Source organism: Blastomonas sp. CCH9-A1 (assembly GCF_001557175.1).
Classification (GTDB): Bacteria; Pseudomonadota; Alphaproteobacteria; order Sphingomonadales; family Sphingomonadaceae; genus Blastomonas; species Blastomonas delafieldii_A.
This window is the reverse complement of sequence record NZ_LSHM01000023.1, coordinates 116,264-129,002: the sequence shown is the minus strand read 5'-3', so window position 1 is coordinate 129,002 and position 12,739 is coordinate 116,264. Positions and strand designations below refer to the sequence as shown.

Genomic DNA, 12,739 nt, shown 5'->3' with positions numbered 1-12,739 from the left:
GACCATGCAGCCCGGTGACCACACCCCAAATTACACCTCATTGACGGACGTGACCGCGGAATTTCTCGCCATGCAGGTAGCTATTGCGCACTCGGCAAACGCCCTGGACAATTAACTCGTGCACGTTTGCTAAAGGCACGGGTGTTTCGGGTGCCCATACAAGGTCGTTCATCAGGCGACGCGGCGGTTCACCGATCAGCGTCTTAGCGATGCCCGTGTCGACGACTGCGGAGAAGAATTCTGGCCCGAGATCGCGGGCGAACGCATCCCAATCGGCCTCGGCAGTCTCCTTGTTCAGCCGCATCCAGCCGGATCGCTTCAAAGCATATTCAGCATCGCCGAACTGCCCCGCGAAGGCTCCTGCGACGACGTAGGGATTGTCCAACGAAATCCTCCAAGCTCGATCCGTCATCCGGCTAGCGTGCCGGTATACCCTGTGAATGACTTTCTGAACGACCCCCCTGAAACGCACAACCATCTGCCTGCCGGATTGCGTGCGAATGGCCGATTCCGGCGTGAGCAGACCTTCAAGTGTCGACTGCGGAACGACCGGAAGTGGGTCGATAGCCGACGAGCATTGGCCGGATGCTGATATGGTGCTAGGCAGTCGGCGTGGGTCGCTAGGGCTTATCTTACCCTAAGAGCCGCCAAAGTGATGCGTGAATCGCCATCAGCCTGCTGGCGCGGGAAATGCATCAGCTGGACGTTTTGCAGACCGCTCATTTTCAAGCCGTCCCCCCCAACGAAGTATCGAACGGCGGTTAGATTTACGAAAATGTGGGGGAGAGTGTGGGGGCGGTTTTTTGCTGACCCCAATAAGAATATTGATATCAAATCGTTATTTTGATGGTTCGATTCTAGCCCTGCCACCACCTCCCTCTTTAACGTCGAGCAGGGGCCAAGTGCCCTTGGCAATCCGGGCGCGATTGGGCACAACCGGCGCATGATCGAAATTGCCCGCATTCCCGCCCTGTCCGACAATTATATCTGGCTGGTGCATGAGCCGGTGAGCGGCGAGACCGTCGTCATCGATCCCGCCGAGGCCGAGCCGGTGCTCGCTGAAGCCAAGGCGCGCGGCTGGACGATCACGCAGATCTGGAACACGCACTGGCACCCTGATCATGTCGGCGGCAATGCCGCAATCAAGGCGGCGACTGGCTGCGCAATCACCAGCCCCGAGGCCGAGCGCGATCGAATAGCGACCTTTGACGTGACGGTGAAGGGCGGCGATGTCGTGCATCTGGGTCCGCTGAAGGCTGACGTGATCGATGTGCCTGCGCACACCGCAGGGCATATCGCCTATCATCTGTCCGAAGAGCAGACGATCTTCGTCGGCGATACGCTGTTCGCGATGGGCTGCGGCCGGCTGTTCGAGGGCACGGCCGAGCAGATGTTCGACAATATGACGCGGCTCTCGGCGCTGCCCGGCGAGACGCAGGTCTATTGCGCGCACGAATATACCGAATCGAACGGACGCTATGCGCTGGTCGCCGAGCCCGATAACCAGGCGTTGGCCGAGCGGATGGAGCAGGTCTTCGCAATGCGCGCGCGGGGCGAGCCGACCGTGCCGACCACGATCGCGCTCGAACGCGCGACCAATCCCTTCATGCGCGCCCGCTCCGCCGAAGAACTCGCCGAGCGCCGCGCCGCCAAGGACAATTTCCGGGGCTGACACCACCGGGGCCAAAAAGCGAGAGGATCTGCCATGACCGATGCCTTTATCTGCGATGCCGTTCGCACACCGATCGGACGTTATGGCGGCGGGCTGGCAAGCGTCAGGCCTGACGATCTGGCCGCCATCGTGCTGCGCGCGCTTCTGGGCCGCAATCCGGGTCTCGATGCTGCGGCGATCGATGACGTGCTGTTGGGTTGTGCCAACCAGGCGGGCGAGGACAATCGCAACGTCGCGCGCATGGCCGCGCTGCTGGCGGGCCTGCCGGAAACGGTCGGCGGTGCGACGATCAACCGGCTGTGCGGATCGGGGCTCGATGCCGTGGGCAGCGCCGCGCGCGCGATCCGCGCGGGCGAGGCCGATCTGATGATCGCAGGCGGGGTCGAGAGCATGACCCGCGCACCGTTCGTGATGCCCAAGGCCGGGACTGCTTTCGCGCGCGACAATGCGGTCTATGACACCACCATCGGCTGGCGCTTCGTCAATCCGCTGATGAAGGCGGTGCACGGCGTCGATTCGATGCCCGAGACGGCGGAGAATGTCGCCGAGGATTTCGGCATCGCCCGCGCCGATCAGGATGCGTTCGCGCTGCGCAGCCAGCAGCGCGCCGCCGCCGCGCAGGAATCGGGTCGTCTGGCGGCGGAGATCGTTCCCGTCAGCATCCCGCAGCGCAAGGGCGAGCCACTGATTGTCGACACCGACGAGCATCCGCGCATGACCTCGATCGAGGCGCTTTCGGCCTTGAAGCCGATCGTGCGCCCCGGCGGTACGGTGACGGCGGGCAATGCCAGCGGCGTCAACGATGGCGCGGCGGCGCTGATCGTCGCATCGGAAGCGGCAGCGGCGCGCAACGGCCTGACCCCGCGTGCGCGGATCATCGGCACGGCAGTGGCGGGCGTGCCGCCGCGGATCATGGGCATTGGCCCGGCACCTGCGGTGCAGAAGCTGCTTGGGCGCACCGGGGTTAAGCTCGCCGAAGTCGATGTCATCGAACTCAACGAGGCCTTTGCGGCCCAGGGCTTGGCCGTGCTGCGCCAGCTCGGCCTGCCCGACGATGCGGCGCATGTGAACCCCAATGGCGGTGCGATTGCGCTCGGCCATCCGCTCGGCATGTCGGGCGCGCGTCTGGCGCTGACTGCGACCGAGGAACTGCAGCGCACCGGCGGACGCTATGCCATCGCGACCATGTGCATCGGCGTGGGGCAGGGGATCGCGATGCTGATCGAGCGGGTGTAGCTCAAGGCGTCGCGCCCCACCGTCGTTCCCGCGAACGCGGGAATCCCGCTTTTTCCGGACGCCGGATCAAGAAAGCGGGACCCCCGCGTTCGCGGGAGTGACGGGTCAGTGTCGTGCGATTACTCGCCCGCCACCTTGGGCACCGGCTGGAAATCGCGCACGAAGCGCTCGAGCAGGCGCACGCCATAGCCGGTCGAGCCTGCCGGTTTGAGGTCGTTCGCGCCGCCCCATGCCATGCCGGCAATGTCGATATGCGCCCAGGGCGTTTCGGGCTTTACGAACGCGCCGATGAAATGCGCGCCCGCGCCGGCTCCGGCGCCACCCGCACCCGAATTCTTGATATCGGCGATGGTCGATTTGGTGTCCTCGGCATAGCTGGGGTGCAGCGGCATGCGCCACAGCGCGTCGCCGCTCGCATCGCCCGCCTTCATCAGCTGATCGGCGAGAGGATCGTGGCGGCTGAACAGGCCTGCATAATCGTCGCCCAATGCGGTCATGATCGCGCCGGTCAATGTCGCCATGTCGACGATCGCCGCGGGATTGAGCTTCGCATCGGCATAGGCGACCGCGTCGGCGAGGACGAGCCGTCCTTCGGCATCGGTCGAGATGATCTCGATCGTCTTGCCGTTCATCGCCTGCAGCACATCGGCGGGGCGCGCAGCGTTGCCGTCGGGCATGTTTTCCGACAGCGCCGCGATCGCGACGACATCGACCGGCGCGCGCGACTTGGCCAGCGCCAGCGCTGCGCCGACAACGCTCGCCGCGCCCGACATGTCGAACTTCATGTCGCCCATACCGCTACCATTCTTGAGCGAGATCCCGCCGCTGTCGAAGGTGATGCCCTTGCCTGCGAGCACAACGGGGCCGGTGGAGGGCGCGCCGCGACCAGTATAGCGCACGATCAGCATGCGCGGCGGCCGCGCCGAACCCCGGCCCGAGCCGAGGATCGAGCCCATGCCGAGCTTTTCCATCGCAGGTACGTCGAGCGCCTCGATCGTGACCCCGGGGACGCCCGCAAAGGCGGCGCGGGTGCGCTCCACAAAGCTTTCGGGATAGATGACGTTCGCCGGCTCGTTCGAAAGGTCGCGCGCAAACGCCATCGACTCGATCAGCGGCTTGCCGCGCCCTTCATAGGCTGCGCGTGCCGCCTCGCCGTTCTCGGTGACGATCGTCGTTGCAGCCATCGCAGCGGCCTCGCGCGCCTTGGCCTGATAGAGGTCCGAGCGATATTCGCCGATGCCCATGCCGGTGGCGAGCTCTGCCACCGCCTCGGCAGGCAGGCCGCTGGCGAGCACGGTCAGCGGACCCTTGTCCTTCATCAGCGCGCGCCCGGCCGCGACGCCGAGCTTCTGGACGGCTGCCGCGCCCATGTCCGATCCGGTGCCGACAACATGGATACGATCCCATCTGCCGATACCGCGTAGGCTGAGCGTGCCGGACGTGTAGTCGAACTCGGCTGAGGCCAGCGCGCGGGCGATCGCTGTGCGCTCGGCTTCGGACAGGGCGCTGGCGCGGCTCGCGAGATCGGCTTCGCTGGCGAGCGGCAGCACCAGCGTTCCCGAAGCTGCGGGCAGGGTGCCGCTGAAGCTGACGGGGCGGAATTGCGCCTTTGCAGCCTTGAGCGTCAGCGAGGGCTTCACCGCCTCCTGCGCATGTGTAGCTAGGGGCAATGCCATGGTCAGTACGGCGAAGCTGCTGGCGACCAACAGGTGACGGATACGCATCAGGAACCCCCTTTTTGTCTTCGTAACATTGGCAACCATATCAGCAGCTTGGGCTGCTGGCGGCAAGCAAAGATGCGCGTTGACAGCCGATGGCATTGTCTTGTCTGTCCCTCAACCCCATGTGCTGACCCATGTTCAGCACCCCCGTCATCGCCGCAATCGCCTGGGCCGTCATTCTGGGCGGCGCGGGCGGGCTGCTGACCGAGATCGGAGCCTGGTACAAGAACCTCAGGAAACCGAGCTGGCAACCGCCCGACTGGCTGTTCGGCCCGGCCTGGACGGTCATTCTGGGCCTCGCCGCCTGGGCGGCGGTGCTCGCCTGGAACGGCACGCAGACGCAAGGCGACCGGATGATCGTCATCGCGCTCTATGTCGCGAATTTCGTGTTTCACCTGCTCTGGTCGCCCCTGTTCTTCAAGTTCAAGCGGCCCGACTGGGCTCTGGTCGAGGTTGTCTTCCTCTGGGCGTCGGTATTCGCGATGTGCGTGTGGCTCAGGCCCTATTCGGTACTCGCGAGCTGGCTGATCGTGCCCTATCTTGTGTGGGTCAGCTTTGCGGCGATGCTCAACGCCAAGATCGTGCAGCTCAATCGCCCGTTCGGCCGCGCCTGAACTTTATCGGGTCGGGCGCGCCAAATCGCTTGGTGACCCGATAATATGTGTTAACTTTGCTTGACACTATTCAGGGGACCGGTGTGAGCGACCAGAAGACGCAGATTGTCGTGGTGGGCGGAGGCGCTGGCGGGCTCGAGCTGGTGCGCAGGCTCGGCAGCAAATATGGCCGCGAGAAGCACGACATCATTCTGGTCGACCGCAACCTGACCCATATCTGGAAGCCGCTGCTGCACGAGGTCGCGGCAGGCTCGCTTGATGCCAATCTCGACGAGGTCGGCTATGGCGGTCATGCCGTGCGCTGGGGCTATCGCTTCTTCAACGGCGCGCTCGAGAGCATCGACCGCACCACGCGGCATATCACCACCGCGCCGCTGCTCGATGACCAGGGCAAGGAAGTGATCGGGCGGCACCGGATCCGTTACGATTATCTGGTGCTCGCCTTTGGCGGCGTGTCGAACGATTTCGGTGTACCGGGCGTGCGCGAACATGCCCAGTTTCTCGAACATCGCGGCCAGGCGGACAGTTTCCGCCAGAAGCTGCTCAATGCGTGCCTGCGCGCCAATCACGAGCATAACACCGGCAATCCCGAGGCGCGGGTGCGGATCTGCATCATCGGCGGCGGTGCGACTGGGGTCGAGCTGTCTGCGGAACTGTACAACGCGGCCAAGTCGCTGCGCTATTACGGCCTCGAGGTGTTCGACGAGAGCAAGCTCGAGGTCACGCTGCTCGAGGCGGGGCTGCGCATCCTGCCGCAGATCGATGCCGAGCTGGCAGGCACCGCGCGGCACGAACTCGAGCAGCTCGGTGTCAGCGTGCGCGAGAACACCCAGGTCGTGCAGGTGAACGCGCATTCGGTCGAAACGAAAAGGGGCGAGCAGATTGCCGCCGATCTGATCGTCTGGGCCGCCGGCGTGAAGGGCGCGGACGGCGTGACCGAGATGAGCGATCTGGAGCTCAATCGGCTCAGCCAGTTCGTGGTCAGGCCGACGCTGCAGACGACGCTGGACGACCATATCTTCGCGCTCGGCGATTGCGCGTCATGTCTGCTGCCGGGCCAGGAACGCCCGATCCCCCCGCGCGCGCAGTCCGCGCACCAGATGGCGAGCCATGTGTTCGACAATCTCTGCCGGATGCAGGCAGGCAAGCCGCTCAAGGATTTCGTCTACAAGGACCATGGCTCGCTGGTTTCGCTGAGCCGCTTTTCCACCGTGGGCAGCCTGATGGGCAATCTGGTCGGCGGGCGCATGGCGGTGGAAGGCCGACTGGCGCGCTGGGCGTACCAATCGCTCTACCGCATGCACCTGATCGCGATCCACGGCTGGTGGCGCGGCATATCGCTGATCGTCATCGGCCATGTGAACCAGATCGTGCGGCCCAAGCTGAAGCTGCACTGACCAGCGCGGCGACGCCTTCAGCCGCTGCGCTGGTCGACCAGCCTGCCGCCCTTGAACAGCGCGAGACAGCGGCCCTGCACCGGCAGCTTGTCGAACGGCGTGTTGCCCGCAGCCGCCGCCATCTTGCCCGAATCGACCTGCCAGGGCCGATCGGGATCGATCAGCACGATATCCGCCTCGTGCCCGGTGCGCAGCGCCCCCGCCTGGACGCCGAGCAGCTTGGCCGGGTTGGCGGCGATCAGGTCGAACAGTCGTCCGGTCGAGATCAGGCCATCGCGCACCAGCCCCAGCGACAGCGGCAGCAGCGTTTCCGCCCCCGCCATGCCGGGCGCGGCATCGGCAAAGGGCAGGCGCTTGTCCTCGGGCCCGCGCGGGTCGTGGCCCGACGCGATGACATCAATCGTGCCGTCCTTGACCGCTTCGAGCGCGGCCTGGCGATCATCCTCGCTGCGCAGCGGCGGCGAGAGTCGCGCGAAGGTGCGGAACCCGCCGAGCGCCACATCGGAGAGGAACAGGTGCGCTGGCGTGATTCCGGCGGTGACGCTCAGCCCCTCGGCCTTGGCCGCGCGGATCAGCGCCAGCCCGCCGCGCGTCGTCACCTGGCGGAAATGGACGCGGGCGCCCGTCATCCGCACCAGCGCCAAGTCGCGCGCGATGGCGATGCTCTCGGCCTCGGCGGGCGCTTGCGGCAGACCGAGCCGGGTTGCCATCTCACCTGAAGTGGCCACCGCCGTGCCCGACAGGCCATGGTCCTGGCTGTGCATGATCAGCGGCAGACCCAGCATCGCGCAATATTGCATCAGCCGGTGCATCACCCCGGTATCGACGATCCAGCGCCGACCGGTGGCGACCGCGCGCGCGCCTGCTTCCTGCATCAGCGCGATCTCGGCCATCTCGGCACCCGCCAGATCGCGCGTCGCAGCGGCGAGCGGGTGAACCCAGAAATCCGGCTTGCCCGAATAGGCGGCAAAGCGCACCCGGGCCGGATGATCGAGCGGCGGGTTCTGATCGGGCATCAGCGCCGCGCGGCTGATCCCGCCGAAATGAAAGGCGGGCAGGTCGATCGCGAACACGCCGAGGTCGACCAGGCCCGGCGCGATCAGCGCGCCTTTGGCATCGTGGATGCGGTCGTCCGCGACCGGCGTGATGCTGCCGATCTCGGCGATGCGGTCGCCCAGCACGCGAATGCCGCCCGGTACGGGTTCTGCTTCGTCGGGCAGCACCAGGCGCCCATTGACGATGCTCAGCGGAGCCAGCGGCGTCTTGCTCATGCCCAGCCCTCCATGCCGCGGCGTCTGCGGGTCAGCACGTCGAGGCACGCCATGCGCATCGCGACCCCCATCTCGACCTGATCGGTGATGGCGGAGCGCTGGACATTGTCCGCGATATGGCTGTCGATTTCGATCCCGCGATTCATCGGCCCGGGGTGCATCACCAGCGCGTCGGGCTTGGCCAGCGCCAGCTTTGCATCGGTAAGACCGTAAAGGTGGCGGAATTCGCGCGGCGAGGGGATGAACTGGCCCTGCATCCGCTCGTTCTGCAGCCGCAGCATCATCACGACATCGGCCCCGTCGAGCGCCTCGGCAAAGCTGCGGCATGGGGTGCCGCCCATCGATTCGACCGCAGGCGGCATCAGCGCCGGGGGGCCCGCGACGCGTACATCCGCGCCCAGCGTGGAAAGGCAGATCATGTTCGAACGCGCCACCCGGCTGTGCAATATGTCGCCGCAGATCGCGACCCGCAGCCCGGCGATCTGCCCCTTGCGGCGGCGGATCGTCAGCGCATCGAGCAGCGCCTGGGTCGGGTGTTCGTGTGTGCCGTCGCCTGCGTTCAATACCGGGCAACCCACCTTGTCGGCGATCAACTGCACCGCGCCCGAGCTGCCGTGACGGATGACGATGGCATCGGCACGCATCGAATTGAGCGTCACTGCGGTGTCGATCAGCGTCTCGCCCTTTTTGACGCTCGATTGCGCGGCGTGCATGTTGACCACGTCCGCGCCCAGGCGCTTGCCCGCGATCTCGAACGACAGCAGCGTGCGCGTCGAATTCTCGAAGAACGCGTTGATCAGCGTCAGGCCCGCCAGCCGGTCGTCATGCTTGCTCGCCTGACGGTTCAGATCCACCCATTGCTCCGCCTCGTCGAGCAGGAACTCGATCTCCCAGGGCTGCAAACCAGCGATGCCCAGCAGATGCCGGTGGGGAAAGGCCATGCTGCCGGGCGGGTAATCGCTGGCAGGGCGGCGGGCGGAGGGCGTGTTCGGCGATGTCATTAAAGGCGAGCGTCTAGGACCGAATCGGCTTTGGCTCAAGCCCGCGTTTTCTGCTGTGGACAGGGGAGCTGACTGTCGCAATGATGCGCTGACAAGAATGTAAGCGAGGGGATTCTGGATGGAACTGGTAACCGAAGGCCTGCGCTTTCCTGAAGGGCCGGTGGCGATGCCAGATGGTAGCGTCGTATTGGTCGAGATCGAGCGCGGCTGCGTCACGCGCGTCGCGCCTGATGGCACGCAGCATGTCGTGGCGCAGCTGGGTGGGGGCCCGAATGGCGCGGCGATCGGTCCCGATGGCAAGCTCTATGTCTGCAACAATGGCGGCTTCCATTATGTCGAGCGCGCAGGCCTGCTGATCCCGCATGGCCAGCCCGACGATTATTCCGGCGGAAGGATCGAGCGCGTGGACCTCGAGACCGGCGCCGTCGAGACGCTCTACAAGTCGGGCGATTTCGGCTGCACGCTGCGCGGGCCCAATGACATCGTGTTCGATGATGCCGGCGGCTTCTGGTTCACCGATCACGGCAAGACCCGGCGGCGCGAGCGCGACGTGACCGGCGTGTTCTATGCACGCGCCGATGGCTCGCTGCTCAAGGAAGTCATCTTCCCGATGGAAAATCCCAACGGGATCGGGCTCTCGCCTGACGGCAAGACGCTCTATGTCGCGGAGACCTATACCTGCAAGCTCTGGGCCTATGACATTGCTGCGCCCGGCGAGATCGCGTTCAGCCAGGGGTTGCTCGGGCCGGGCGGCACCTTTCTCTATAGCCCGTCGGGATACACGTTCTTCGATTCGCTGGCGGTCGATGGCGCGGGCAATGTGTGCGTCGCCACCATCGGCCAGAGCGGGATTTCGGTGGTGTCTCCGGATGGCGAGCTGGTCGAGTTCGTCGCGACCGACGATCCGTTCACGACCAATATCTGCTTCGGCGGGCCGGACTTGAAAACCGCGTACATCACGCTCTCGGGCACCGGCAGGCTGGTCAAGATGGACTGGCCACGCGGCGGGGCGAAGCTGAATTATCTGAATGCTTGATCGTCATTCCCGCGAAGGCGGGGATCCCGCTTTGCGGTCGTGCACGATGGGACAAGCGGGACCCCCGCCTTCGCGGGGGTGACGAAGACTGGAATTTTTGGATTGAGGGACAACCATATGACCGACCAACGCTGGGCGATCGATATCGACCGTGACACTATCGCTGACGCTCGCATCGTCGAGGAGGCGCAGGCCGACCTGCCCGAAGGCGCGATCGAGGTGAAGCTCGACCTCTACGCGATGACCGCGAACAACGTGACCTATGCAGTGTTCGGCAAGCCGCTCGGCCTGTTCGGCAACGATCAGGGCTATTGGGATTTCTTCGCTGAGCGCGACGCGCCGGGCCGGCTGCCCGTCTGGGGCTTTGCCACGGTGAGCCGCAGCAACCATCCCGACGTGCCGGTGGGGACGCGCTATTACGGCTATTATCCGATGGCGAGCCACGCCGTGCTGCAGCCGGACCGGGTCAGCGCGAACGGCTTTACCGACATGACCCCGCGGCGCAGCACCTTGCCGATCATCTACAACCAGTATCAGAGGCTCGATGCGCTGGGGGACTATCGCGCGCAGGATCACGACTACTGGCCGGTCTTCCGCCCGCTGTTCCTCACCGGCTGGCTGATTGCCGATCAGCTCGAGGACGAAGGCGATTATGCTGCGCAGCAAATCCTGGTGGCGAGCGCGTCGAGCAAGACCGCGATTGGCCTGGCCCACGCGCTGAAGCAGCGCAGCGGTGGGCCGCAGATCGTGGGGCTCACCAGCGCGGGCAACGTCGCCTATGTCGAGCAGCTCGGCCTCTATGACCGGGTCGTCGCGTATGACGGTATTGCTGCGATGGACGCCAGCGTGCCGAGCGCAATGGTCGACATGGCGGGCAACCCCAAGGTCGCGGCAAGCGTCCACAACCATTTCGGCGATGCGCTGAAAGCTTCGATCGTTGTCGGCAAGTCGCATTGGGATGCCAATGATGACGCTGGGGCCATCGCAGGCCCGCCGCGTCAGATGTTCTTTGCCCCGGGCCGCAGCGAAAAGCGCATCTCCGAATGGGGCCCTGACGGGTTCCGCCAGAAGCTCGAAGCGGCCTGGCTCGGTTTTGCCGATCTTGCGCCCAAGCTGCTGTCGATTGACAAGCGCCAGGGGGCCGAGGCTGCACTCGCCGCCTATGCCGAGGCGGTTGCGGGCAAGGCCGATGCCAAGACGGGGCTGGTCATCGTTCCATGAGCTTCGAAGCCGTCATTTTCGATTTCGGCGGGGTGATTACTTCGTCGCCGTTCGAGGCGTTCAACCGGCTCGAGGCCGAACGCGGGTTGCCGCGCGATTGCGTGCGGCGGATCAACGCGACCAACCCCGACGACAATGCCTGGGCACGGTTCGAGCGGGCGGAGATCGATGCGAGCGCGTTCGATAGCGCCTTTGCCGAAGAGGCGGCGGCGCTGGGACTCGCGATCCGGGGCAGCGACGTCATCGCCTGCCTGGCAGGCGATGTGCGCCCCCGCATGGTCGCGGCGCTCGATGCGCTCAAGGCGGAAGGGCTGACCATCGGCTGCATCACCAACAATGTCCGCGCGGGCAAGGGATCGGCGATGGTGTTCGACGATGCGCGCGCCGCCGAGATCGCGGCGATCATGGCGCGGTTCGACCATGTCATCGAAAGCAGCAAGGCAGGCGTACGCAAGCCCGATCCGCGCATCTATGCGATGATGTGCGAGGCGATCGGCATCGCCCCGGCGGCGTGCATCTATCTCGACGATCTGGGGGTGAACTGCAAACCCGCAGCGGCACTGGGCATGGCCGCGATCAAGGTGAGCGGCGAAGACCAGGCGCTCGCCGATCTGCGCGCGCTGCTCGGCCGCGCGGAAGGCTGGCCTGGCTGATGCGGCTCTGGGGGGCACTATTGCTGGCTGCGGCGGCGACCCCGGCTTCGGCCGATCAGGGGACGGTCGTGGTCGTCGGCGGTGCTTTGGCGGACGACAATGCGGATGTTTATGACGCTCTGGTCAAGGCGATGCCCGCAGGCTCGCCGACGGTCGCGATAATTCCAGCTGCTTCTGGCATTATCGGGCGATCGGTGCCCCGGGCGATCAAGGCGTTTGCTGCGCATGGTATCGATCCCGCCCGGATTGCTACCGTCCGGGTTGCGATAGCGGATGATCCCGATACGCCCGAGACCGATGAATCCGCCTGGGCCGATGGTGCGCGCGATGCGTCAGAAGTTGCCAAACTGGCCGATGCGGGGCTGATATGGATGCTGGGTGGCGATCAGATGCGGATCATGGCCGCGTTGGTGAACGATGACGGCAGCGACACACCTATGCTCGCGGCGATGCGCAAGCGGCTCGAAGCGGGCGCGGTGATCGGAGGGACCAGCGCGGGCGCAGCGGTGATGGGCGAGCATATGATCGCCTGCGGCAGCCCCGAGGTGGCGCTGACCGCACCCGTCTCGCGCGATTTCAAAGATTGCGACAGTAGGGCCGAGGACGCCCGCGACGTGCCGCTGGTGCTGGGCCGCGGCTTGGGATTCCTTCCCGGCATCGTGTTCGACCAGCATTTCAGTCAGCGCGCACGGCTGACGCGGCTCATTCGCGCAGTGGCCTGTATCGAAGCGGACGCGGTGACCGGGATCGGGATTGATGAGGACACAGCCTTTGTCTTCGACATCGGGCACGAGACCGGCATTCCGGTGGGGCGCGGCACCATCACTGTCGTTGATCCATCAGAGGGGCACCGGTCCTGCGACAATGCGGTGATGGAAAATGTCCGCTTCGCGCGTTTCCCGGCGATGAAGGAATAG

The 12,739-nt window shown here is 65.4% G+C and carries 12 protein-coding genes; 8 read left to right on the top strand and 4 right to left on the bottom strand.

The annotated features are described in order from the left end of the window. Positions 1-37 precede the first annotated feature (37 nt). On the bottom strand, positions 38-385 hold the full coding sequence (locus AX725_RS06845) for a hypothetical protein (protein WP_156458493.1): 348 nt from the start codon (positions 383-385) through the stop codon (positions 38-40). Positions 386-943: 558 nt separating this feature from the next. On the opposite strand from AX725_RS06845, the gene gloB reads away from it, so the two are divergent. Further along, a complete protein-coding gene (gene gloB / locus AX725_RS06840) occupies positions 944-1,672 on the top strand; it encodes a hydroxyacylglutathione hydrolase (RefSeq protein ID WP_060977845.1) in 729 nt (242 codons plus the stop codon). 33 nt (positions 1,673-1,705) lie between these two features. Then, positions 1,706-2,908, top strand: a complete 1,203-nt coding sequence (gene pcaF, locus AX725_RS06835) for a 3-oxoadipyl-CoA thiolase (protein ID WP_060977844.1) — start codon at positions 1,706-1,708, stop codon at positions 2,906-2,908. A 119-nt stretch (positions 2,909-3,027) separates the two neighbouring features. Here the strand turns inward: pcaF and AX725_RS06830 are convergent, their stop codons facing one another. Next, entirely contained in the window at positions 3,028-4,632 is a 1,605-nt protein-coding gene (locus AX725_RS06830) for a leucyl aminopeptidase (RefSeq protein ID WP_060977843.1), read from the bottom strand. 131 nt (positions 4,633-4,763) lie between these two features. On the opposite strand from AX725_RS06830, the gene AX725_RS06825 reads away from it, so the two are divergent. Both AX725_RS06825 and AX725_RS06820 read left to right on the top strand, forming a co-directional pair. Next, on the top strand, positions 4,764-5,243 hold the full coding sequence (locus tag AX725_RS06825) for a TspO/MBR family protein (RefSeq protein WP_060977842.1): 480 nt from the start codon (positions 4,764-4,766) through the stop codon (positions 5,241-5,243). 83 nt (positions 5,244-5,326) lie between these two features. Further along, on the top strand, positions 5,327-6,640 hold the full coding sequence (locus AX725_RS06820; protein WP_060977841.1) for an NAD(P)/FAD-dependent oxidoreductase: 1,314 nt from the start codon (positions 5,327-5,329) through the stop codon (positions 6,638-6,640). 17 nt (positions 6,641-6,657) lie between these two features. On the opposite strand, the gene AX725_RS06815 is transcribed toward AX725_RS06820, so the two are convergent. Further along, positions 6,658-7,911, bottom strand: coding sequence for a dihydroorotase (locus tag AX725_RS06815; protein WP_060977840.1), 1,254 nt, complete (start codon positions 7,909-7,911; stop codon positions 6,658-6,660). Then, on the bottom strand, positions 7,908-8,912 hold the full coding sequence (locus AX725_RS06810) for an aspartate carbamoyltransferase catalytic subunit (protein ID WP_208597877.1): 1,005 nt from the start codon (positions 8,910-8,912) through the stop codon (positions 7,908-7,910). Before AX725_RS06810 ends, AX725_RS06815 begins: the two co-directional genes overlap by 4 nt. 118 nt (positions 8,913-9,030) lie before the next feature. Here AX725_RS06810 and AX725_RS06805 point away from each other — a divergent pair, with 118 nt between their 5' ends. The 4 genes from AX725_RS06805 to AX725_RS06790 all read left to right on the top strand — a co-directional run bounded on the left by AX725_RS06805 (position 9,031) and on the right by AX725_RS06790 (position 12,739). Continuing rightward, the gene (locus AX725_RS06805) at positions 9,031-9,948 is read left to right on the top strand and encodes an SMP-30/gluconolactonase/LRE family protein (RefSeq protein ID WP_060977839.1); all 918 of its coding nucleotides are present in this window, start codon (positions 9,031-9,033) and stop codon (positions 9,946-9,948) included. Between the two features lie 117 nt (positions 9,949-10,065). Then, the gene (locus AX725_RS06800) at positions 10,066-11,169 is read left to right on the top strand and encodes a DUF2855 family protein (protein ID WP_060977838.1); all 1,104 of its coding nucleotides are present in this window, start codon (positions 10,066-10,068) and stop codon (positions 11,167-11,169) included. After that, the gene (locus AX725_RS06795) at positions 11,166-11,822 is read left to right on the top strand and encodes an HAD-IA family hydrolase (protein ID WP_060977837.1); all 657 of its coding nucleotides are present in this window, start codon (positions 11,166-11,168) and stop codon (positions 11,820-11,822) included. Before AX725_RS06800 ends, AX725_RS06795 begins: the two co-directional genes overlap by 4 nt. Then, complete coding sequence (locus AX725_RS06790) at positions 11,822-12,739, top strand: cyanophycinase (protein WP_082730778.1); 918 nt, start codon at positions 11,822-11,824, stop codon at positions 12,737-12,739. Before AX725_RS06795 ends, AX725_RS06790 begins: the two co-directional genes overlap by 1 nt.